Genomic DNA, 21,075 nt, shown 5'->3' with positions numbered 1-21,075 from the left:
CTGCACTGACCAGTATGGCGACAGTGATCACCAGCGAGACACGGACCGCGTTCCGCCAACAGGGGTTTGTGGTGATTCCCGGCGTGCTCAGCGGCGAGCAGATCGCCGCAGGACGCGAGATCGTCACTGCGCTGCTGGAGCAGCGCCCGTTCGCCGACGATCACGTCGGACCGTATTTCCTGTGGCCCCGCTTCGCCGCGGAGGGCCATCCGTTGCTCGACTTCTACCGGGAAACCGGTATCGGGGAGCTCGCCGCCCAGCTGCTGAGGTCGGATCTCGACGTCGAAGACCCGATTTTCGCGAGCAGGGCGCCTGCGAGACGTCCTGGGACGTCCTGCTGATCAGCGCTCTCTTGCCGTGCCTGGCGTCATAGTCTGCCGAGCATGGACCTCACCGACTGGGCTCGCGACCTGGCCGAGTCCCTTCTCTCCGAGCCCTTGCCCCGGCGCTGGGCGCACTCTCAGGGCGTCGCCGAAAAGGCGCAGTCCCTGACAGGGATCATGGGCAAGGATGCGGAACTCCTGTGGGCCGCGGCGATGCTGCACGACATCGGGTACGCACCATCGCTGGCCACGACAGGGTTCCACCCGCTGGACGGGGCCCGCTACCTGCGCGACCGTTCGGCTGCGGACGAGCGCCTGGTACGGCTGGTCGCCAATCACTCGTGCGCGTTGCTGGAGGCGGAAGAGCGTGGGCTGCGGGGCGAGTTGGAGGCCGAGTTCCCGGTCCTCGACGACGCCGGGCTGGTGGATGCCCTGGTGTACTGCGACATGACGACCACCCCGGACGGCACCCCGACCTCAGTGGACGCCCGGCTGGCGGAGATCCTCACTCGGTACGACCACGACAGCATCGTCGGCCGATTCATCCGTCAAGCCGATGAGGAACTCCGAGCTGCTGTATACAGGGTCGAAGCCCGGCTGATCTTGGCAGGGCAGTGAGGGAGCCTGGCGCTCAGTCGACGTGAGGGTACGTCCCGTCGAGGTAGTGGGCGATCTGCCGGCGCATCGAGGGATGGATGTCGTAGGAGTCCAGGTCCCCCGGCAGGACCCAGCGCACGCCGTCTGCTTCGTCGTTGACGGTCGGTTCGCCGCCGACAGGTCGCCCGATCACGGTCACCTCGTATGCCTGCCGGATCTCGCCGTCGGTGTAGGCGACCACGTGCTCCGGGGGCGAGTAGACGCCGAGAAGGCCGGTGGCGACGGCGTCGATTCCGGTCTCCTCCTTGCACTCCCGGACCGCGCACTGGGACGGAGATTCCCCAATATCCATGGCTCCGCCGGGGAGCGCCCACTGACCCGTGTCGCGTCGGCGCTGCAGGAGGATCGACCCGTCCGTCTCCTGGACAACGAGCATGTTGCACGCCGGGATCAACGTGTTCGGCTTGGGTGCGTTCTTGTCGTACCAGTACTCCGTACGTCCCATTGCGGGCCGTGCTCCTCACATGGACTCGGGTGACCAGGGCTTCGCAGTCTCCCAGACGGCGTCGAAGCCGGCGGCGTAGTGGTCGAACCAGCCGTCTTCCTCCAGGCGTCGCAGCTCGAACAGCGGGTTGGCGCTGGCAGGCTGGCCCCAGACATGGGGGTTGACCAGGAGCACGTCGTCGTAGCGGAAGAGGCTGTTGTAGAGGGTGGTGTCGTGGAGGCGTACCTCGCACCCTGGTGTGCCGGTCAGCTTGCGGTAGTAGGTGAGGGAGGCCCTGATCTTTGCTGAGAGGGTGCCGCCGATGCCTTCTTCTTCGTCCCGGATGGCGACCGCCTTGCCCGCCGGGTCGCCGAAACAGAGGCGGACCTGAACGCCGGCGTCGGCGCGCTCGGCGAGCATCGCGGCCACGCGCGGATTGGTCTGGGCGAAGAACGTTCCGCTGAACACCAGGACGTCGATGTGTTCCTGCGCGGACTGCAGGAGGCGGACCCAGGACTTCTGTGGGAAGCTCGCGCGGTTTGGAAAGGCGGCGACGAGCTCCGCCTGCTCCGTCGGCTGGCCCTGGGTGTCGTCCTCCTCCGGCGGCCACAGATACGACTCGTCCACCCCGAGGGCCTGCGACGCCGCCCAGCGGTGCTTGCGGTGGGGCCGCCGGCCCAGGCTGATCCAGCGCTCTACCGTCTTGGGATCGACTTCGCACGCAGCCGCGAGGTCCTCCGGGGACACCTTCCGCTGGATCATCACTGTACGCAGCCGCTCGTTCACGTTCGCATCCTCGCAGGACGTCGCGGGACGCGGCAAGATCTTGTGGGACACCAGGACGTCCCAAGAGGGCACTACTAACAGGCAGTTCGCGCTGCATACTCTGGGCGCGTGCAGCTCATTGTGCTCTGGGACGTGGACCACACCCTCGTAGACAACGCCGGCGTGAGCAAAGAGATCTACGCCAGTGCCTTCAAGGCCCTCGCGGGGCGGGATGCCGAGCTGCCTGCGCCAACGGAAGGGCGCACAGACCGGGCGATCATGCGTGACATGTTCGTACAGCACGGTCTGCAGGTCCCCGGATGGGAATCGGCGCAGCGGGCCCTGGAGGAAGCCGGGCGGGGCCGCGAGGAAGATCTACGGCGGCGGGGAAGGGTTCTGCCCGGGGTCCAGGAGGCGTTGAAGGTGCTCGCGGCGGACAGCGAGATCTGTTCCTCGGTGCTCACCGGCAACATCGCCGCGAATGCGCGCGTCAAGCTGGGGGCTTTCGGTCTCGACGCCCTGCTCGACATGTCGGTGGGCGGGTACGGCGAGGACAGTGAGGACCGCGCCCGTCTCGTCGACTCTGCCCGTGCCCGGGTTCACGCCGCCCATGGCCTCGCGATGACGACGCCGACCGTGCTGATCGGAGACACGCCTCGCGATGTGCGTGCTGCACATGCAGCCGAGGCGCGCTGTATTGCTGTCGCTTCCGGTATCCACTCGGTGGCGGAACTCCGCGCCGCTGGCGCCGACGTCGTTCTTCCAGATCTAACGGATACGGAGGGCTTGTTGGCCCGTCTGCGAGCAGCACCAGCTTAAGCCTGCCCGCCCGCCGTCGTGCGCCACCCGACCGCTCTGCCGTCCGGCTACGCCCTTCAACTCGCACTCGGCCCGCTGGACTCGCTGGTCGCCGCCATGCGCCTGCCCGCACCCACAAGTACGCCGCCCTGCTGCGCGTGGTGCAACGCCTCCACCAGGCCGGACAGTCTGAGGGGTGGCCTGCGGGCGAGTCCCTGCCCGCTCGCTTCATGTGGGGACCGCTCACCCCGACCGACCGCGCCGCTGTCCTGGACGAAGTGGTCAAGGGCGTCGGAGCAAGCGTCCTGTCGGTGGATACCGGCATCCGCATGCTAATCGATGCCGGAACCCGATCGACGACGGATAAGCGGAGATCGAGCGCATCCAGGCCCGCGCCTTCGAGGCCCGCCGCCCGCTTCGCGGACGCAACCAGAGACAACGCCGCTGCGCCTGAATACCTCGGCCTCCCAAAAGCTGGACCGGAGCTGCCGAGGATCTCGTCGAGTAGCTTTGTAACCGAATCCTCGGAGGTGAACGATAACTGACGGGACTTGGCGCTCTCTAACCGTCTTGCGTATGTCGAAGTTTCATTCGGTCGCGAGCGAAATGAATGAAAGCGATAAACAAGAGGCCCATTCCGATTACAGGTGTGAGGCTCCCGGCTATGATCCAGGTCGTGCCCCACCAGCCGCGATCCCCATCGGGATCTACGAATGGAATCCAAAGAAAATTGCTAGCGATGACTGAAAGCCATCTCCAGGTCTCTTTAGGGAAGCGGCCCGCTCGGAATTCAAAGTACATGGTCAGCGCCATGAAAAACATAAAGGCGTAGAGGTTGAGTACCCATAGGACCGGACTTGCGGCCGCAGATCCCTCGGCGAAGCGGATTTGGCGAGGCCACTCCCACATCATAATCGTGGCCAAGATCAGTAGTGGGATAGCGCGGCGTACGTCTTTTGCGATGACGTCAAGGCGCTCCTCGTGGCGGAGGGTGAAGCTGGCCAAGCCTTCGAACAGGGGGTTGGGTGCTGTCAGGGGGTCCAGTCCCTGCCTGGCGCGGACCGCTTCGGTTAGCGCATCTTCTTGAGTTGCCGCGCGAATCTGCATCCTAGTGTCCCCGACATAGGTTGCGACATCCGTGTGGAACTGATGGACTGTCTCTTCCGACAGCAGTGACGTATTCGGTATTTGCACCCAGCCGGGGTGCTGGTCAGTAGCCTTGAGCTTTTCGGTCAGATTGACCCAGAAGAGCTCCCTTTTCTTCATGTCATAGACGACTCCAATGATCGGGATTCGACTCTGGCGCCAATCATCGAAGTGATCTTCGATGGGGATTGCGTACCCGTTTGCGCGCTTGTATGTCTTGCCGCTCTTTACCTGGATGGCGATCCAGCAGCCTGTCCGCTTCCCGCCGCGCGTGAAGTTCACGATCATGTCCTCGCCGTGATCGTTACCTCCATCGATCTCCTGAACGATGTGGTCGTTTTCCTCAAGGAGTGCGCGAAGAGCATTGACGCCTGCCCTCTCAATGCGGCGGCTAGAGCGCACAGTTGACACTGGTCCCCCTTCGATCGACGACCGTCAGGATACGGGATGGCACTGACAGTGATCTTGCCTCGGCGGGATACGTGAGGGCTGAGCTGGACAGATGTTCGCGCTCGCTACACTGACCAATGGCGCGGGGGCGCTGCAGACCTGTGGATGGTTCACGCATGACGCGCCCCTCACTCCCCAACCCGCTCGAACCGGTCGGGCACCGCCGTGACGGGCGGCCGATCTACCCGATCGGTGCGTCTCCCGAGGACGACTCCAACAAGCCCGAAGGCGACGGCGGCGCGGCCGGCGGCACGGTCACGCAGGAGGACCTGTCGCGGCTGCTGGCCCGCGAGAAGACGCATGGCGGACGCACGCCGTGAAGAAGCTGCTCGGCGATCTCGGCTTCGACACCTCCGAGGCCCTGACCGAGTTCATCACCACCAAGCGCGAAGCCGAGCAGGCCGCCCTGTCCGAGGTCGAACGCCGGGAGCAGGCCGCCGAGGAGAAGCTGAGGGCCGCCGAGGCGCGAGAAGCGCAAGCCGCCCCCAAGGAGCGCGCGGCCGTCCGGCGCTCGGCCCTCGCCTGACTTGGGGCGGCCGGGGACGACCTCAACGACGCGGTACTCCTCAGCGCGCCGGGAGGTGCCCCTGCTGGCCGCAGGCAACATGACCGCGAGGCAGGCCGCGAAGAACCTCGCCGACCGGCTTGCCGCCGACCACAGACTCACGCACGTCATCTACCGCAACGGGGCGCGCGTTCCGGTCCGCGCCTGGGCGGAGGCTGCCACCCCTCGCGAAGTCGGCGGTCGCCTACAACGCCGGCATCGTGAACCGGACCCGCCAGGCTGGAGTCACGGTGGCCAGGGCGCGAAGCCGTGGATCGTGCCGGGTCAGGGGCGCAGGGCGTAACAGCGCAGCACGTCTAGGTCTTCGCTTCGGGCCGATGACCAGGGCGCGGTCAGCAGTTCTGCTTCCTGGGGCGTGATCCCGATCGACTTCCGCTCCTCCGGGAGGCGTTCAGCCAGCGGAGTAACCACCCAGAACGTCCCACCGGGTGGCAGGAAGCGTCTGATGCGGTCGAGGAAGGCGGCTTTGTCCTTGATGAAGGCGAATACCAGGCGGCAGGTGACGACGGCGTAGCCGGCGTTCGGCAGCGCGCTGATGTCCCCCGTCTCGATGTCGAGGTGCCGAAAGACCGGGCCGTCCGAGGTGGTCTGCTCGGCCTGCGCGATCTCTAGAGCAGCCGAGGAACAGTCGATCGCCGTAGTGCGATATCCCAGGTCAGCGTGGAGATACCGGGCGAGCGTTCCATCGCCGGAGCCGACGTCGAGCGCAGGCCGACCGTGGGCGACGCCGAGGAACCGGCCGGTCAACTGTCGCTCCTCGGGGCCGAGGCTGCGGTAGCGGCGCCCGGATTGCCACAGCGGGTTCCAGTATTCGGCCGGGTTGTTGATCGTCACGGGTTTGCGGGCTCCTCGGTGGCGTTCAGGGAAACGGGAGCGGCTGTGCCGAGTGTGCGGACGGGCGAGTTCCACAGCAGGAGGAACGGAATGACCAGGGCCGTGGTGATGAGCGTGAGCGTGGGGCGCAGCCCGAGCAGGGTGCCGAGCGCGCCGGCGGCGAGCGCGGCAAACGGGCGCAGGCTGAAGGCGAGCCAGGCTCCGGTGGCCTGGGCCCGTCCTTGGAGATGGTCGGGGGCGAGTTCCTGGCGGACGGCGCGCTGGAGGCCGCCGTGGCACACCGCGGCTCCGGTTTGGATGACCATGCCGGTGCCGATGGCGAGCTGCCCGCCGAGCCCAGGGCCAGCGAGGACCAGGGGAATCTGGGCGAGTGGGTTGAGGGCGAGCGCCCCGAGCATCACCTTGCCTGGGCCCAAGCGTCGTTCCAGGGGCTGCCAGGCGAGGGCTCCGAGGATGCCGCCGACTCCGCCGGCGCCCATGACGATCCCGAGGGCGGTCGGGCTCCAGTGCAGTTCGCGCAACAGGTTTGTTTCGGCAAAGACTGTGTCCCCCGCAGGTCGTGTCGCTTTACACCAGGGCTGAGCTTCTGGTGCGTGTCGCGTTACGGCATGCCATAGTGTCCCTTTCCCAGCTGCTGCCAGTGGCGGACATCACGTCTCGCCGAACTCGGGGGCCAGAGAAGACTCTACGGGCGGAAGGCGCCCGAGCGGATGGACTCACTGCTGTCTACCGGAGCGGCCTGCCGTATGTAACCGACCCCGGACACCACAGGAGCTTCCGCACCCAAGCCTGCCCGTGTACAGGCCGTTTGGGCTTCGTAGCCGCCTGCTGCCGCTTACTGTGAGCCAGGGGCATATACCTGATCATCTCGGATACGGAAGGACGACGGCAGCAGGTGGAGCACGAGGGGGAAGCCGGTGCGGCGCGTGACGGCGAGGTTCGCCGTCTCATCGGTAGGGAGCAGGAGTGGCGCAAGCTGACACGCCTCGTACGGCGTGCCCGTGGCGGCGCCCTGGACGCGGAAGGGCCGCAAGCCCTTCTCGTGACGGGTGCGCCCGGGTTGGGCAAGAGCCTTCTGCTCGATTCGGCCGCCGAACACGCGGCAGGGGCGGGCGTCCGTGTGCTGCGCTGTCGCGGCAGCGAGGGCGAGTCCGGACTGTCCTATGCCGGGCTGCATCAGCTGCTGCGCCCGATCCTGACGCTTGCCTCGTTGCTCCCGGTACGTCAACGGGCCGCCTTGTTGGGGACATTCGGTCTTGACGTGGCGTACGACGCCTCGGCTTCGCCGGGTGGTGCCGAACTACCGCAGGATCCGCTGGTCGCCGCGCTCGGCGTCCTGAGCCTGTTCTCCGAAGCCGCGGCCGAGCAACCGCTGCTGATCGTCGTCGACGATGCACATTGGCTGGATGTTGGCACGCTGGACGTGCTGGCCTTCGTCGCGCGGCGGTTGGAGGGGGAGCCCGTTGCAGTCCTGGCCGCCGCGCGGGACGAGAGGCTGCCCCCGCAGTTCCTGCGCGAGATGGCACGGCTGGCGGTCGAGCCCCTCGACCGTGCGGCCTCCGGAGCGTTGCTCGATCTGCAGCCGCAGGCACCGATCGGCCGGGTCCGCTCGCGCATTCTCGAACTCGCAGCGGGCAATCCGCTGGCCCTCGTCGAACTGTGCCGGGCCGCCGCCCGCGACCCGGAGTCCGCCCGGCGCAGTGGGGAGCAGTCCCTCCCCCTGACCGACCGGCTGGAAGCGATCTTCGCCCTCGACCTGCCCGTGCTTCCCGAAGCCACGAAAAGCCTGCTGCTGGTGGCCGCGGCGGCCGGAACCGCCGAGCTGTCCACGGTCGAGGAGGCGGCCGCCGCGCTCTCCGCGACTGCCGACGACTGGGGTGCGGCGGAACGCGCAGGACTCGTGCGCATCACTGACGGGCAGATCCGCTTCCGGCACCCACTGGTCCGGTCGGCCGTGTACCAGGCTGCCTCCTCCGGTGAGCGCCGGGCCGCCCACCAGGCGCTCGCGCAGGTGCTGGCGGGGGATCCCGATCGCCGTGCCTGGCACCACGCGGCGGCCGCGACCGGTGTGGACGAGCCCGTCGCCCAAGAGCTGGAGGCCAGTGCCGAGCGGGCCCAGCGCCGCGGCGGATACGCGGCCGCCGCCACCGCGCTGGAACGCGCCGCCCAGCTCAGCCCCGAGCCGGGGCAGCAGGCCGTGCGCCTGGTCCGGGCGGCGGCCATGGCCATGTATGCGGGCCATCCCCATTGGGTGGGTGACATCTGCGCCCGGGCGCTGACGGCGACCGACGATCCGGCCCTGCTCGCGGAGGCATCGCTCAGAGCGGGCTGGGCGCTGGCGGTGACCACGCGCTTCGCGGACTCACTCGGCTTCCTGCTGCCCGTCGCGCAGGCCAGTACCGAGAAGAACCCGGTTCTGGCACTCGACGCACTGGCCACCGCTACGACCCCCGCCTACAACTCGGGCGAGCGTGCGCATCGCGACGAGGTGCTGCGCATCGCCTCGCTGGTCTCCCCGCAGCGGGACGAGACGGACCGTATGTGGATCCTGGCCGGCTGCGATCCCCAGGGACAGCGTGCCCGGGTCCGCCGCGAGCTCGACGGAATCTGGGGCGGTCCGGTGCCGTGCCCGGAGGACGGGCTGGCGCGCGATCTGCAGCTGTCGCGTCTGGTGAACGCGGGGGCCGCGGCCTGGGTTCTGGACGAGACGAGTACGGCCGTGCGACTGCTGTCGGCCGCTCTCGACCACCTGCGCCGCTCGCCCACCGCCGGCGCGAACGCCACCGTCGCCCAGGCCCTGGCCTATGCCCAGTACGAGAGCGGAGCCTGGACCGAGGCGCTGGCCACCGTGGACGAGGCGTACCGCACCGCTGCCGAGGCCGGGTTGGAGAACGTGGTCGCGGCGGCTCCTGTGCTGGGCGCCACGCTGGCGGCCCTGCGCGGCGAGGGTAACGCGGTGCGGGTCGCCGTCCGGCGGGCCGTCGAGGGCGTGGATCTGACGACATGTCTGTCCTTGCAGGTGCGGATGAACTACGCGCTGGGCGCGGCCGGACTCGCCGACGGTGACTTCGGCGCCGCGTACCGGCACCTGCGCGCCACCTTCACCCCAGGGCGGAGTCCCGAGCCGGTTCACTACCACGCTTCCCTGCACTATCTCGCCGACCTGGCCGCGGCGGCCGTACGCGCCGGGCAGATCGAAGACGCCCGGGCTGTCCTGGAGTCGGTTCGGCGGTGGGCGGCCGGCGGGGAACGCTCGCCACGCCTGGAGACGATCTGGCACCGGGCATCGGCCCTGCTCGCCGATCCGGCCCGCCCGGACGACGCGGAGGCGCATTTTCGTGCGGCGCTTGCCGATCCGGCGGGCGATCAGTGGCCCTTCGAGCGGGCCCAGGCCCGGCTCGACTATGCCGAATGGCTGCGGCGCAGGCGGCGGTCCATCGAGGCCCGGCCGCTGCTTGCGGCGGCCGGGGAGGTGTTCGAGCGGCTCGGGGCGCGGCCGTGGGCCGACCGTGCCCTGGCCGAACTGCGGGCGTCGGGTGTGGCCACGACGCCCCAGTCGGCCCGTGACGCGGTGCTCGCGGAGCTCACTCCCCAGCAGCTGCAGATTGCCCGGCTGGCGGCCGAGGGGCTCACCAACCGGGAGATCGGTGAACGGGTCTTCCTGTCCCCGCGCACGGTCGGTTTCCACCTGTACCGGATCTTTCCCAAGCTGGGGATCACGGCCCGGGGACAGCTGCGCGACGTGCTGCCGCCGGACTCCGCCGATTGAGAAGGGTCAGGGAGCGGTGGGCCGCACCATCTTGCCCACCGCCAGGACGATCTTTCCGTGGGTATGCCGCTCGGCGAGCCTGGTGTAGGCCACGCGGACGTCCTCCAGCGCATAGACCGCGTTGATCGGGAAGGCGATCTCGCCCGTCGCCGCCAGCCGCGCCAAGTACTCCCAGACGCTGGGGAAGTCGGCCTCGGCCTGTCCGACGGCGCGGACACCGTGGCGGGTGACGGCCGCCCCGTCGGCGAGAGTGTTGATCCGGGACGGTGCTACGCCCAGGGTGAGAGCCGCGGCCACGTTGCCCCGGCCGATGTGGTCGAGGTAGGCGGTCACGGGCTTCGAGGTTGCTGCGCGGATGCGGTCGGCGAGCCCGTCGCCGTACTCGACGGGGACGGCGCCGAGTGACGTGAGGAAGTCGAAACTGTTCCGGCTCCCGGTGGCCAGGACGGTTGCGCCGCGGCGGCGGGCGAGTTGGACGGCGATCGAGCCGACGCCTCCGGCACCGGCGGACACGACCAGGGTCTCGGTCTGCGACAGGTCGAGTGCTTCGACTTCCGCGTACGCCGTGGCGCCGACGCCGGGGATGACCGCGGCCGGTGCCCAGTCCAGTTCGGGGGGTTTGCGGGCCAGCCGCTCCGGCTTCGTGCGGACGAACTCCGCCTGCGCGGCGCGCGGTGCGAAGCCCATCACCTGATCTCCCGGCCGGAACCCGTTCACCTCGGCGCCGACCGCGTGGATGACGCCGGCGTAGTCGTTTCCCTGCCCCTCGGGGAACTGGGCGGGCCACAGATCGGCGAAGACGCCCTCGCGGATGCCGATTTCACCGGGGTTTATCGCAGCCGTCTCGACGGCCACCACCACTTCCCCGCGCCCGGGTACGGGTTCGTCGACCTCGACGACGTCCAGCACGTCCGGCCCGCCGTACCGGCTGAACCGCACCGCCTTTCCCATCAGGATCGCCTCTCCACAACCTCGAACGCGACCACCGGGATCACCCGGTCGATGTGCTTTTGGTACTCGGCGTAGCCCGGCTGCTGCGCCACGACCTGGGTGAACAGCCGGTGGCGTTCGTCGCCTTCGGTGATGGTGGCGCGGGCGGTGAGGGTCTCGGTGCCGATCTCCAGGGTGGCGAGGGGGTTGGCGCGCACGTTGTGGAACCAGGCCGGGTGCTTGGCACGCCCGAAGTTGGAGGCGATGAGCAGAATTCGCTCCCCGTCGCGGAAGTAGGTGATGGGGGTGGTGGTGTCCTTGCCCGACTTGGCGCCGGTGGTGGTCAGCAAAGCCATGTCGGCGCCTTTGAAGACGCCGCCGACCTGGCCGCCGTTCGCCCGGAACTCCGCCTGGATTCCCAGGTTCCAGGCGCGCAGCTCCTCGGGGGCGGCGGTGCCGCTGGGGACGGCGTCGCTGGCCCTGGGGGTGCGGACCGGGGGCGGGCCGACCACCTTCAGGCCGTATTCGCCCGCGGTGGTGATGGCGGCATCGAGGTCGAAGGGCGGAGGCAGTTCGGCGGCCGTGGCGACCGGGGTGCCGTTGCGGGTGAACCACTCCTCGATCCCGGCCGGGGCGAAGGTGACGAGCATGCGGGAGGTGGGGCTGCGCACCACGTAGCTGTGCGGGACGCCGCGCGGCCCGAAGGCGACCTCGCCCGCGCTCAGGTCGTACTGCTCATCGCCGACGAAGAAGGTGATCTCGCCGTCGAGGACGGCCCAGAGTTCGTCCTCATGCGTGTGCACGTGCAACGGGGGCGACTGATGCTCCGCGTCGTGGAACTCCAGCTGCGCCGCCCGGCCCTCAGTGGCGTGGCCTGCGAGTTTCACGTCGACGGTACCGCCCAGGAACCAGAAACGTCCCGTCACGTCAGTTCTCCTTTAGCAGGCTGAGGGTGGGCAGGGGGCCGCCTGGGAATTGCTGGAGGCGGCCGCCGGTGGCTAGGCGGCCGAGGTCTACGGCGGCCCAGCCGGCGCGCTCGATCAGGCGCGTGATGCGGTCGTTGGCGCCGGCGTCGTCGCCGGACAGGAAGATCACCCGGCGTCCGGCTGGGGTACGGGGGTTCGCGCCCAGGACGTGCGGCGGCAGAGTGTTGAACGCCTTGACCAGCTTCGCGCCGGGGACGAGATCGGCGACGACCTCGCTGGAGGTGCGGCCGCCGAGGTCGGCGACCTTGAAGTCGGGCGGGCCGAGCGGGTTGGTGGTGTCGATGACAATGCGGCCGCTCCAGTCGTCGAGACCGGTGGCGGCGACCGCGTCCTTCAGCCGCCGCCAGGGGACGGCGAGGACGACGATGTCCTCGGCCGCGGCTTCCTTGACGGTGGTAGCGGTCAGGCCGGGGCCCGCCGCGGCGACGAGGTGTTGCAGGGAGTCGGGTCCGCGGCTGTTGCTGATGAGGACCTGCTCTCCGGCGGCGACGAGGCGTTCGCCTAGGGCGGTTCCGATGGCTCCGGCGCCGATGATTCCGATGGGCATGGCGGGCTCCTGTACTGAAGGGGGTGTGGTGGACGGGCGGCGGGCCGGGCGGGGTCGGGGGAGGCCCCGCCCGGCTGCTTCCGGTCGTGGTCAGACGGCGAAGCCGCCGTCGACGTCCCAGCTGGTGCCGGTGATGAACCGGGCTTCGGGGCGGGCGAGGTAGGCGACGGCGCTGGCGATGTCGGCGGGCTGGGCGTAGTGGCCGACCGGCATCAGCTGCTTCATGGACTCGGCGAACGGGCCCGAGTCGGGGTTCATGTCGGTCTCGGTGGGGCCGGGCTGCACGGTGTTGACGGTGATGCCGCGCGGGCCGAGCTCGCGGGCTAGGCCCCGGGTGAGACCGGCCACGGCGGCCTTGGTCAGGGAGTAGACGCCGATGCCCGGCACCGGGATGCGGTCGGCGTTGATGCTGCCGATGGTGATGATCCGCCCGCCCTGGCCAAGGTGCGCTGCGGCGGCCTGGATCGCGGTGAAGACGCCACGGACATTGACCGCGATCATGCGGTCGAACTCGGTCAGCGGGAAGTCCTCGATCGGGGCGACGTGGGCGACGCCCGCGTTGTTCACAAGGATGTCCAGGGCTCCCAGGTGCTGGACCGTCTTGGTGATCGCGGCGCGTACGGCCTCCTCGTCCGCGCTGTCGGCCTGGATCGCGAGCGCACGCCCGCCAGCCACGCCGATTTCCTCGGCCAGGGCCTCCGCCTGGTCCTTGGCGCTGGAGTAGGTGAAGGCGACGGCGGCGCCGTCGGAGGCGAGCCGGCGCACGATCGCGGCGCCAATACCGCGTGATCCGCCGGTCACCAGCGCGGCCTTCCCGGTGAGCGGCTTGTCCGAGGTTGTTGCGGCGTGGTCCACGGTCTGCGTGGTCATGGTGTTGTTCTCCGTCTCAGCGACATCCGTAATTCCGAACCGTTCGGTTACTATGTCGTGGTGGCTGCAACACGGGCCACGACGGATCCATTCCGCGGCAGCGGACTTCTTTTCGGGAGGCTCAGATGGCCAGGACAGGACGGCCCCGCTCCTTCGACGCCGACGTGGCCCTCGACAAGGCGATGCGTCTGTTCTGGGCCGAGGGCTACGAGGGCGCCTCGCTGAACGAGCTGACCGAGACCATGGGCATCAACCGGCGCAGCATCTACGCCGCCTACGGCAACAAGGAGGAACTGTTCCGCAAGGCCGTCGACCGCTACCTCGAAGGCCCGGGCGCGTTCGTCGCCGAAGCCCTCACCCAGCCGACAGCCCGCCAGGTCGCCGAGACGATGCTGCACGGCTGCGCGGATGCCTACACCACCCCCGGCTGCCCGCGCGGCTGTCTGCTGGTGCAGTCCGCCCTCGCGTGCGGGCCCGAGGGCGATCCGGCCCGCGCCGATCTCGCCGCCCGCCGTGAGTCCGGCGTCGCAGCCCTGCGCGAGCGGTTCGAGCGCGCGCAGCGCGAGGGGGACCTGCCGGAATCGGCCGACGCCGATGGTCTGGCCCGCTACCTGACCGCGGTGGGCCAGGGCATCTCGGTGCAGGCCACCGGCGGCGCCAGCCGCGAGGACCTGCACCGCGTCGCCGACCAGGCCCTCGCCGCCTGGCCCGCCGACTGACCCCTGCCACATGGGCTGCTACTTGGCGAGGAAGGCCAGCAGCGCCGCGTTGACCTCCGCCGCGTGGGTCCACAGCAGCCCGTGCGGCGCGCCCTCGATCTCCACGTACTCCGCCGACGGCAGCAGCGCGTGGAAGGGACGGCCGGTCGCGTCGACGGGCAGGATCCGGTCGGCGGTGCCGTGCACGATCAGCGCGGGGACGTCGATACGGGCCACGTCGGCACGGAAGTCGGTCAGCCAGGTCGGCACGCACGCCACCGACGCGACGGCCGACGAGCCGGCCGCCACCGACCAGCTCGCGCTGACCGCCTCGTTGCTGATCCGCTCGCCGAGCGTGACGTCGAGGTTGTAGAACGCCTGGAAGAAGCCGGTGAAGTAGGCGTAGCGGTCGGTGGTGACCGCCTCCAGGATGCCGTCGAAGACTTCTTGGTCGACGCCCGTGGGGTTGTCGTCGGTCTTGAGCAGGAACGGCTCCAAAGAGGCCAGGAAGACGGCCTTGGCGATCCGCCGCGAGCCGTAGGTGCCCAGGTAGCGGCCGACCTCGCCGGTGCCCATGGAGAAGCCGACCAGTACGGCGTCGGTGAGGTCAAGGGTGGTCAGCAGCAGGTCGAGGTCGGAGGCGAAGGTGTCGTAGTCGTAGCCGGTGGCGGGCTGGGAGGAGCGGCCAAAGCCGCGGCGGTCGTAGGTGATGACCCGGTGCCCGGCGCCCAGCAGCGCGGGCAGCTGCTTCTCCCAGGAGTGGCCGTCCAGCGGGTAGCCGTGGATCAGGACGACCGGCTGACCGCTGCCGTGGTCCTCGTAGTACAGCTCGATGGGTGCGCTGTTTTCCTCGCCAACGGTGATGTACGGCATCAGCTGGTCTCCTTCACTGCACGGCGGATGAGCCGGACGACGGTCTCGGGGTGGGTGAGGTGGACGGCGTGCGGGGCGTCGGCCTCCACGGTGTGCGCACCGGCACGCTGGGCCATGAAGCGTTCTGCGGCCGGCGGGATGGTGCGGTCCGCGCGGGCGACGAGCGCGTAGGACGGCACCGTCTTCCAGGCCGCGGCCTGCGTCGGCTCGCCCAGCGCGATCGTGCTCGCCGGACGCTGGGTGGCCGCGAGTACTGCGGCCCGCTGCGTCGACAGCCGATTGCTGAGGAAGACGTCGCGGAACTTGGCGGCCTTGAGGTACAGGTCGATGCCGCCGTCGTAGGGCACCGGCTGAAGGGCGGTCGGGATCGGGGCGGCCGGGTCGTCGCTCAGGTGCGAGCCGGGGAACTTCGCCGCCAGCGCGGCTGCGCTCTCTCCGGCGTCGGGGATGAAGGCCGCCACGTACACCAGGGCCTGCACGCGGTCGTTGCCGGCGGCGGCCTGGGTGATGACGGCGCCGCCGTAGGAGTGGCCAACCAGCACCAGCGGGCCCGGCGTGACCTCCAGCAGCTTGGCGAGGTAGGCGGCGTCCGAGGAGAGCCCTCTCAGCGGGACGGCGGGGGCGATCACCGGGTACCCGGCTTCCTGCAGGTGACCTACCGCCGTGCTCCAGCCGGCCGCGTCCGCCCACGCGCCGTGAACCAGCACGACGGTCGGTCTCGTGCCGCCCGAGCCGGACCGGGTCTCGGCCGCAGCCTGGGCCAGCGGGGTGAGGGCCGTCACGGTGCCGGCCGTCACCGCGGCCGCGAACGCCAGCGCCGAACGGCGCGAGGGAGAGGAAGACGTCATGGAAGGAGCCTCCGAAGGGCAAGAGCAGCAGGAAATCAGGGCAGTTGGGACGCAGGAGCACAGGCCGGGGCGCTGTGGGTGGGTCAGACCATGGGGTTGCCGTTGACGGACTGCCCGGCGGGCGTCTCGGGCTGGATGACGTCCCAGTGTTCGACGATGCGTCCGCCGTCCAGACGGAAGATGTCAGCGACGATCACGGGCTCGCTGTCCCAGCCGAGGACACGGCTGTGGGCGATGACGAGGTCATCGGTGGCGACGATCCGGTGGGGCGTCCAGCTGAAGTTCTTCAAGGTCGGCACCGTCGTACGCAGGGCGTCCAGACCGTTCGGCAGGTTGGGATTGTGCTGGACGTAGGGTTCGGCCCAGTAGCGGTCCAGCGCGGTGAGGTCGCCCTGTTCGAACAGTTCGTGCATGGCCGTCAGTACGGTCTGCTTGTTGGCCTCCGGGGTGCCCGGGAGCGGGAGGGGCAACTCGCCCAGAGACGTGAGGGTGCCGCTCAAGCGGATGAGGGTGCCGTCGGGCAGGGCGATGTTGGAGTGCAGGGCGCCGCTTGTGAAGTCCTCGACGTGGTTGATGACAGCGCCGCTGGTCTCTCGCCAGGAGTTGAGGAAGAGGCCGGGCCGGATCTGCACCATGTGCGTGTCGACGGTCTCGGTGTGGCCGGTCTCGCCGATGCCGATGCCGCCGCCGTCGGTGACGGTGAAGGTCAGCCGGTCGGCCGCCTCGAAGTGAAGTTCCACGCGCAGGGTGTCCAGGACGGCCAGGAAACGATGCCCGATCACCGCCGGTGCCGTCGGCAGACTGGTACTGGCTGCAGGCACGTCTTCATCTCCTCGTTCTGTTCCGTAGCGGTGTAGGAGTCCGCGTGCCGGGGGTTGGTCAGGCGGGCCGGTTCTTGTCGAGCCAGGCCACGGCGGCCTCGGCGACCTCGCGCCACCCGTGGTCGAGGGTCAGGGAGTGCCCGCGGTCGGGGAACGCGCTCACCTCGGTCACGGCCGAGGAACGGCGGTACTGCTTGGCTGCGGACCGGACGACCGAGGGCGGCACGATGTGGTCCTTGCCCCCGGAGATCAGCAGCAGCGGGCCCCGGGCGTTGTTGTGGGTGGCGACCCGCGCGGGCGAGGAGGGGCTGAAGTTGGCGAACGCCGCCTCGAACAGCGGGCGGGCCGGACCGGGGATGGCCCAGCGGGCGTAGAGGTCGTCCGACTCGTCGGCGGGCAGGGCGTTGCCGAACGCGTACCGAAACTGCTGGGCGTTCAGTGACACGGCCTTGGAGCGGTTGCCCGGGTTGCCCAGCCCCACGAACGTCGACCGCAGCGTCGACACCGGCACCGGCTTCACACCCCTGATCGGGGCGGGGTCGATGGCGACCGCCGCCGCGACCAGCTCGCGGCCCAGGAGGTTCTGGGCGATGAGACCGCCGAACGAGTGCCCGATCACCATTGGCTTCACCGGCAGGTCGGCGATGATCCGGGCGTAATGGTCGGCGATGTCCGTGATCCCATAGCCAGCCGTGGCCGCCGGATGCGCCCGCGTCTCCTCCGGCGTCTCGCCGACGCCGGGCCAGCCCGGCGCGATCGGGTCGTAGCCGGCCTCCTCCAACAGCTCGATCCAGCTTTGCCAACTCGCCGGGTGGATCCACAGACCGTGGATCAGCACCACGGGCACAGACCTGGGGGTCATTGCCGGGCCCTCCTCATCATCAGAACCGGGAATCCTCCCCGGGGGACCAGAGTCATCGCCCCGCGCGGCGTCAGAGACCGGTTGGCCCGGGCCCGCCGCTCGGAACGGGTCCCCACAGCGTGCTGCGGGCAGCGGCCGGCACGCGTCTGTCACGTGACTGGTTCTCCCGTACAGCCATGCCCCAAGGGCTACGTTCGGCGCGGACTCTGGCCTGGTCAGACCGTGAACGCCGGACGGCACACCCCCTTCGCGGCCCCGACCTTGGGGAGTGCCGTCGAGGCCGCAAGCACCCCCGGCCCTGCCTGGATTGAGCCACTCGCCCTCACTCCAGCCGCGTCCCCACCGTGATGCCGGCCGTGCAGAACCAGTCATCTGACTGACGCCGCCAATCCGCCGGGCGGGCAAGGGTGAGGGTGACGTCGGCCCGCACCTGAGGGCCACCTGCGAAACGGAGAGAGCGACATGACCGCTGCCGCCCCCTACACCGGCTTACAGGCCCTGATCACCCCCCAGGACAGCGTCCTGCTGATGATCGACCACCAAGGCTCGCAGTTCGCCGGGCTGCACAGCCACGAGCCCGGAGCCGTAGTCAACGCGGCAGCCGGTCTGACGAAGGCCGCCAAGCTGTTCGGCGTGCCGACGATTCTCACCACCGTGGTGGCCGACCGCGGCGGCCGCCTGATCCCGCAGATCCAGGAGGTCTTACCCGATCAGGAGCCCATCGAGCGCACCACGGTCAACAGCTGGGAGGACCAGCGGGTCGTGGATGCCGTCCGTGTCACCGGCCGCAGGAACCTGCTCATCGCCGGCCTGTGGACGGAGATCTGCGTCACCTTCCCCGCCGTCCACGCCCTCGCCGACGGCTACAAGGTCTTCGCGGTCACCGACGCGTGCGGAGGTGTGAGTCCCGAGGCCCACGAACGCGCCGTTCAGCGGATGGTCCAGGCCGGGGTCGTACCGCTGACCTGGATGGCCGTCGCCGGAGAGTGGCAGCGGGACTGGGCGCGCGAGGCGACCGTGCCCGGCTTCGCCGAGATCCTGTTCGCCCATGGCGGCGGAGTCGGCACCAGCCTCGCCTGGGAGTTCCAGCTACTGGGCCTCGACAAGACGTGACGCCACAGAGCCGTCGCTCACGGCTGCCGTGAGCGACGGCCCCCGGCGCGGCCCGTCCGCGCTGCCTCGGCAGTCGATCTGCGGCAGTCTTACAGCGGAACTCCCGTGTGCACCGACTGATTTGGAAGTAGAAAGCCTCCATGCCATTCCGCATAGGCATAAGACCGATCCCGTCCGGCGTCGGCACGCTCTCCCTCGGCACCGCCCTGCTGCTGGCCGCCCTCGGCTGCACCAGCACCAAGACCTCGGACGGTCGGCAATCCGACGGTGCCGTGATCACCATCGGTACGACCGATCAGGTCACGAGCCTCGACCCGGCGGGCGCCTGGAACGCGGGCTCCGGCGCCGTCGCGAGCGAGATCTACGCAACCCTACTCAGTGCCAAAAACGGCTCGTCCGAGGTGACGCCGGACCTCGCGTCCGGGATCGAGCCGACCGGGGCCAAGGAGTACACGGTCACCCTGAAGCCGGGGCTGACGTTCGCCAATGGACACCAACTGACGGCGTCTGACGTGAAGTTCAGCTTCGACCGGATGCTGAGGATCGCCGACCCGGGCGGCCCGTCCCCGCTGCTGTACAACCTCTCCTCCGTCGCCGCGCCGACGCCCACGACCGTGGTCTTCACCCTCAAGTCGGCCGGCGACACCCTGTTCCCGCAGGTGCTGTCGACGACTGCAGCCTTCATCGTCGACGAGCAGGTCTTCCCGGCGGACAAGCTTCTCGACGACCGGGCCGTCGTGGCCGGCAAGCCCTGGAACGGCCCGTACGGCATCGCCACCTACGACAAAAATTCGCTGATCGCCTTCACGACCAACACCGCCTACCAGGGGCCGCTCGGCACCCCGAAGACCAAGAGCGTCCGGCTCAAGTACTACACCGACGCCGCCAACATGAAGCTGGACATCCAGCAGGGCGCCCTCGACGCCGTCCACCGCACCCTCGGCACGGCCGACCTGAACGACCTGTCGACCAAGAAAGGCATCCAGGTCCACACCGGCTCCGGCAATGACGTCCGCTACCTCGTCTTCGGCCTCAAGACCCAGCCCTACGGCAGCGGCACCAAGAACCCCGACGAGGTGAAGGCCCTGGCCGTCCGGCAGGCCGTCGCCGACTCCATAGACCGGGCCCAACTCGCCCAGCAGGTCTACAAGAACAGCTACCGCCCGCTCTACACCTCGGTGCCGGACGGCCTCCCCGGCGCCGCCCCCTCCTTCAAGTCGCTGTACGGAGACAAGAAGGGCGGCCCCGACAAGGCTGCGGCCGCCGCCCGCCTCAAGGCCGCGAAGGTGAGCACCCCGGTCACCCTCAACCTGCAGTACAACACCGACCACTACGGCACGTCCTCGGCGGACGAGTACACCCTGATCAAGACCCAGCTCGAAGCAACCGGCCTGTTCACGGTGAAACTGCAGTCCACCGAGTGGACCCGGTACAACAAGGACCTCGTCGCCGGCCGCTACCCGCTGTACCAACTCGGCTGGCACGCCGACTACCTCGACGCCGACAACTACCTGTCCCCGTTCTACGCCGGCGCCGGCCAGTACCGCGACCCCGCTGTACGGGACCTGATCGCCCAGGAACAGACCGAGACGGACTCCGCCAAGCGGACGGCCCTGCTCAAGCAGGTACAGGACAAGGCCGCCGCGTCGGCCCCGCTGATCCCGCTGCTTCAAGGCTCCACACCGATCGTCACCCGCACCAGCCTCAGCGGCGTACCGGCCGAACTGGACGCGACGTACCAGTTCCGCTGGGCGGAGCTCGCGAAGAAGTGAGCCACGCTCTCGCCCGCTACCTGGCCACCCGGTTCCTGCTCGTCATCCCCACCGTGCTGATCCTGGTCAGCCTGGTCTTCTTCCTCATGCGCGCGACCGGAGACCCAGTCACCGCCGCCTTCGGCAGCCGGCTCACCCCCGCCCAGCTGCAGGACAAACTCCACGAGGCGGGCTACGACCGGCCGCTGCTCACCCAGTACGCGGACTATCTGCGGGCCCTGGCGACCGGCGACTTCGGCCGCACCGCCACCGACAACCAGCCGGTCACACAGGTGTTGAGCACGCACGGAGCAGCCACCGCCGAACTCGCCGCCTACGCCCTCGCCGTGGCCCTGGTCGTCGGCGTACCGCTAGGCATGGTCGCCGCCTGGTACCGGGATCGCGCACCGGACGTGGCGCTGCGGCTGTTCGCGATCCTCACCTATGCTGTGCCCGTCTTCTTCCTCGGCCTGCTGCTCAAACTCGTCTTCGCCGTCTGGCTCGGCTGGCTGCCCGCCTCCGGCCGGGCGAGCCCCAACGTCCAGCTGTTCCTCCACGACCAGACCGACACCACCGGCCTCTACCTGGTCGATGCCCTGCGCAGCGGCAACCGCACGGCCGTGGCCGACGTGCTGAGGCACGCGGTACTGCCCGCCCTCGCGCTGGGACTGGTACTGGCGGGCGTGCTGCTGCGGTTGGTGCGCACGAACTTCATCGGCACCCTGCACGCCGACTACGTCGAGGCCGCCCGATCACGCGGGGTGACGCCATTCCGGCTGGTCACGTTGCACGCCGCCCGGCCCGCGCTGGCCCCGGTCGTCACCGCTCTTGGGCTTCAGGTCGCCGCGCTGCTCGGCGGAGCCGTCCTGATCGAAACCACCTTCGAGTGGCAGGGCCTCGGCCACCGGCTCGTCCACTACCTGACGGCTCGTGACTTCCCGGCTGTGCAAGGAATCGTGGCCCTGGCGGCCGTCGTCGTCGCGGTGACGAACTTCCTCGTCGACGTCGCCGTGGCGCTGGTCGATCCCCGGGTGAGGTACTGAGC

At 69.3% G+C, this 21,075-nt stretch carries 22 protein-coding genes and 1 pseudogene; 10 read left to right on the top strand and 13 right to left on the bottom strand.

Features of this window, described 5'->3' with window-relative positions; genetic code table 11:
* Nucleotides 1–14: 14 nt before the first annotated feature.
* The gene (locus BN159_RS38625) at nucleotides 15–341 is read left to right on the top strand and encodes a phytanoyl-CoA dioxygenase family protein (protein WP_015662499.1); all 327 of its coding nucleotides are present in this window, start codon (nucleotides 15–17) and stop codon (nucleotides 339–341) included.
* Between the two features lie 42 nt (nucleotides 342–383).
* Nucleotides 384–941 carry an HD domain-containing protein gene (locus BN159_RS38620; protein WP_015662498.1) on the top strand — a complete coding sequence of 186 codons (558 nt, stop codon included), beginning with the start codon at nucleotides 384–386 and terminating at the stop codon, nucleotides 939–941.
* Nucleotides 942–954: 13 nt separating this feature from the next.
* Here BN159_RS38620 and BN159_RS38615 read toward each other — a convergent pair whose 3' ends face one another.
* Both BN159_RS38615 and BN159_RS38610 read right to left on the bottom strand, forming a co-directional pair.
* Complete coding sequence (locus BN159_RS38615) at nucleotides 955–1,425, bottom strand: NUDIX hydrolase (protein WP_015662497.1); 471 nt, start codon at nucleotides 1,423–1,425, stop codon at nucleotides 955–957.
* A 15-nt stretch (nucleotides 1,426–1,440) separates the two neighbouring features.
* Complete coding sequence (locus BN159_RS38610; protein ID WP_015662496.1) at nucleotides 1,441–2,190, bottom strand: hypothetical protein; 750 nt, start codon at nucleotides 2,188–2,190, stop codon at nucleotides 1,441–1,443.
* A gap of 108 nt (nucleotides 2,191–2,298) precedes the next feature.
* On the opposite strand from BN159_RS38610, the gene BN159_RS38605 reads away from it, so the two are divergent.
* Nucleotides 2,299–2,988 carry an HAD family hydrolase gene (locus BN159_RS38605; protein WP_015662495.1) on the top strand — a complete coding sequence of 230 codons (690 nt, stop codon included), beginning with the start codon at nucleotides 2,299–2,301 and terminating at the stop codon, nucleotides 2,986–2,988.
* Between the two features lie 540 nt (nucleotides 2,989–3,528).
* On the opposite strand, the gene BN159_RS43065 is transcribed toward BN159_RS38605, so the two are convergent.
* Nucleotides 3,529–4,524, bottom strand: a complete 996-nt coding sequence (locus tag BN159_RS43065; protein WP_157901140.1) for a DUF4365 domain-containing protein — start codon at nucleotides 4,522–4,524, stop codon at nucleotides 3,529–3,531.
* Between the two features lie 155 nt (nucleotides 4,525–4,679).
* Between BN159_RS43065 and BN159_RS38595 the strand changes: the two genes are divergently transcribed.
* Entirely contained in the window at nucleotides 4,680–4,883 is a 204-nt protein-coding gene (locus BN159_RS38595; protein ID WP_015662493.1) for a hypothetical protein, read from the top strand.
* Entirely contained in the window at nucleotides 4,880–5,089 is a 210-nt protein-coding gene (locus tag BN159_RS38590) for a hypothetical protein (protein WP_015662492.1), read from the top strand. Before BN159_RS38595 ends, BN159_RS38590 begins: the two co-directional genes overlap by 4 nt.
* Before the next feature lie 303 nt (nucleotides 5,090–5,392).
* Here the strand turns inward: BN159_RS38590 and BN159_RS38585 are convergent, their stop codons facing one another.
* Both BN159_RS38585 and BN159_RS38580 read right to left on the bottom strand, forming a co-directional pair.
* Nucleotides 5,393–5,962 (bottom strand): class I SAM-dependent methyltransferase, encoded by a 570-nt coding sequence (locus BN159_RS38585; protein ID WP_015662491.1) that lies wholly within the window; start codon nucleotides 5,960–5,962, stop codon nucleotides 5,393–5,395.
* Complete coding sequence (locus BN159_RS38580; protein ID WP_193384304.1) at nucleotides 5,959–6,483, bottom strand: MFS transporter; 525 nt, start codon at nucleotides 6,481–6,483, stop codon at nucleotides 5,959–5,961. The genes BN159_RS38585 and BN159_RS38580 overlap by 4 nt, the downstream gene beginning before the upstream one ends.
* Before the next feature lie 374 nt (nucleotides 6,484–6,857).
* On the opposite strand from BN159_RS38580, the gene BN159_RS38575 reads away from it, so the two are divergent.
* Nucleotides 6,858–9,731 carry a helix-turn-helix transcriptional regulator gene (locus tag BN159_RS38575; protein WP_015662489.1) on the top strand — a complete coding sequence of 958 codons (2,874 nt, stop codon included), beginning with the start codon at nucleotides 6,858–6,860 and terminating at the stop codon, nucleotides 9,729–9,731.
* A 6-nt stretch (nucleotides 9,732–9,737) separates the two neighbouring features.
* Here BN159_RS38575 and BN159_RS38570 read toward each other — a convergent pair whose 3' ends face one another.
* From BN159_RS38570 to BN159_RS38550, 4 genes and pseudogenes are all read right to left on the bottom strand, one after another.
* A complete protein-coding gene (locus BN159_RS38570; RefSeq protein WP_015662488.1) occupies nucleotides 9,738–10,682 on the bottom strand; it encodes an NADP-dependent oxidoreductase in 945 nt (314 codons plus the stop codon).
* A complete protein-coding gene (locus tag BN159_RS44435) occupies nucleotides 10,682–11,587 on the bottom strand; it encodes a nitroreductase/quinone reductase family protein (RefSeq protein ID WP_015662487.1) in 906 nt (301 codons plus the stop codon). The genes BN159_RS38570 and BN159_RS44435 overlap by 1 nt, the downstream gene beginning before the upstream one ends.
* 1 nt (nucleotide 11,588) lies before the next feature.
* Nucleotides 11,589–12,203, bottom strand: a pseudogene (locus BN159_RS38555) (NADPH-dependent F420 reductase); the annotation flags it as partial.
* 81 nt (nucleotides 12,204–12,284) lie between these two features.
* On the bottom strand, nucleotides 12,285–13,064 hold the full coding sequence (locus BN159_RS38550; RefSeq protein WP_015662485.1) for a 3-oxoacyl-ACP reductase family protein: 780 nt from the start codon (nucleotides 13,062–13,064) through the stop codon (nucleotides 12,285–12,287).
* A gap of 125 nt (nucleotides 13,065–13,189) precedes the next feature.
* On the opposite strand from BN159_RS38550, the gene BN159_RS38545 reads away from it, so the two are divergent.
* A complete protein-coding gene (locus BN159_RS38545; RefSeq protein ID WP_015662484.1) occupies nucleotides 13,190–13,783 on the top strand; it encodes a TetR/AcrR family transcriptional regulator in 594 nt (197 codons plus the stop codon).
* Between the two features lie 18 nt (nucleotides 13,784–13,801).
* Here BN159_RS38545 and BN159_RS38540 read toward each other — a convergent pair whose 3' ends face one another.
* The 4 genes from BN159_RS38540 to BN159_RS38525 form a co-directional block, all read right to left on the bottom strand.
* Nucleotides 13,802–14,635, bottom strand: coding sequence for an alpha/beta fold hydrolase (locus BN159_RS38540; RefSeq protein ID WP_015662483.1), 834 nt, complete (start codon nucleotides 14,633–14,635; stop codon nucleotides 13,802–13,804).
* The gene (locus tag BN159_RS38535; protein WP_015662482.1) at nucleotides 14,635–15,483 is read right to left on the bottom strand and encodes an alpha/beta fold hydrolase; all 849 of its coding nucleotides are present in this window, start codon (nucleotides 15,481–15,483) and stop codon (nucleotides 14,635–14,637) included. Before BN159_RS38535 ends, BN159_RS38540 begins: the two co-directional genes overlap by 1 nt.
* An 83-nt stretch (nucleotides 15,484–15,566) precedes the next feature.
* Nucleotides 15,567–16,304 carry a nuclear transport factor 2 family protein gene (locus BN159_RS44430; RefSeq protein WP_015662481.1) on the bottom strand — a complete coding sequence of 246 codons (738 nt, stop codon included), beginning with the start codon at nucleotides 16,302–16,304 and terminating at the stop codon, nucleotides 15,567–15,569.
* A gap of 58 nt (nucleotides 16,305–16,362) precedes the next feature.
* Nucleotides 16,363–17,166: an alpha/beta hydrolase gene (locus BN159_RS38525; RefSeq protein WP_015662480.1), complete on the bottom strand. Its 804-nt coding sequence runs from the start codon at nucleotides 17,164–17,166 to the stop codon at nucleotides 16,363–16,365.
* Nucleotides 17,167–17,628: 462 nt separating this feature from the next.
* Here BN159_RS38525 and BN159_RS38520 point away from each other — a divergent pair, with 462 nt between their 5' ends.
* The 3 genes from BN159_RS38520 (at nucleotide 17,629) to BN159_RS38510 (ending at nucleotide 21,073) form a co-directional block, all read left to right on the top strand.
* A complete protein-coding gene (locus BN159_RS38520) occupies nucleotides 17,629–18,279 on the top strand; it encodes a hydrolase (RefSeq protein WP_015662479.1) in 651 nt (216 codons plus the stop codon).
* A gap of 140 nt (nucleotides 18,280–18,419) precedes the next feature.
* Nucleotides 18,420–20,051 carry an ABC transporter substrate-binding protein gene (locus tag BN159_RS38515; RefSeq protein WP_015662478.1) on the top strand — a complete coding sequence of 544 codons (1,632 nt, stop codon included), beginning with the start codon at nucleotides 18,420–18,422 and terminating at the stop codon, nucleotides 20,049–20,051.
* Nucleotides 20,048–21,073, top strand: a complete 1,026-nt coding sequence (locus BN159_RS38510; RefSeq protein ID WP_015662477.1) for an ABC transporter permease — start codon at nucleotides 20,048–20,050, stop codon at nucleotides 21,071–21,073. Before BN159_RS38515 ends, BN159_RS38510 begins: the two co-directional genes overlap by 4 nt.
* Nucleotides 21,074–21,075: the final 2 nt, after the last annotated feature.

The organism is Streptomyces davaonensis JCM 4913, assembly GCF_000349325.1.
GTDB lineage: Bacteria > Actinomycetota > Actinomycetes > Streptomycetales > Streptomycetaceae > Streptomyces > Streptomyces davaonensis.
This window is presented reverse-complemented; position numbering and strand designations above follow the sequence as displayed.

Coding starts and splice junctions, on each gene's coding strand:
- BN159_RS38535 (WP_015662482.1), bottom strand. CDS start 15,483: ATGACGTCTTCCTCTCCCTCGCGCCGTTCGGCGCTGGCGTTCGCGGCC.
- BN159_RS38540 (WP_015662483.1), bottom strand. CDS start 14,635: ATGCCGTACATCACCGTTGGCGAGGAAAACAGCGCACCCATCGAGCTG.
- BN159_RS38515 (WP_015662478.1), top strand. CDS start 18,420: ATGCCATTCCGCATAGGCATAAGACCGATCCCGTCCGGCGTCGGCACG.
- BN159_RS38625 (WP_015662499.1), top strand. CDS start 15: ATGGCGACAGTGATCACCAGCGAGACACGGACCGCGTTCCGCCAACAG.
- BN159_RS38520 (WP_015662479.1), top strand. CDS start 17,629: ATGACCGCTGCCGCCCCCTACACCGGCTTACAGGCCCTGATCACCCCC.
- BN159_RS38595 (WP_015662493.1), top strand. CDS start 4,680: ATGACGCGCCCCTCACTCCCCAACCCGCTCGAACCGGTCGGGCACCGC.
- BN159_RS38550 (WP_015662485.1), bottom strand. CDS start 13,064: ATGACCACGCAGACCGTGGACCACGCCGCAACAACCTCGGACAAGCCG.
- BN159_RS38570 (WP_015662488.1), bottom strand. CDS start 10,682: ATGGGAAAGGCGGTGCGGTTCAGCCGGTACGGCGGGCCGGACGTGCTG.
- BN159_RS38620 (WP_015662498.1), top strand. CDS start 384: ATGGACCTCACCGACTGGGCTCGCGACCTGGCCGAGTCCCTTCTCTCC.
- BN159_RS38615 (WP_015662497.1), bottom strand. CDS start 1,425: ATGGGACGTACGGAGTACTGGTACGACAAGAACGCACCCAAGCCGAAC.
- BN159_RS38545 (WP_015662484.1), top strand. CDS start 13,190: ATGGCCAGGACAGGACGGCCCCGCTCCTTCGACGCCGACGTGGCCCTC.
- BN159_RS38525 (WP_015662480.1), bottom strand. CDS start 17,166: ATGACCCCCAGGTCTGTGCCCGTGGTGCTGATCCACGGTCTGTGGATC.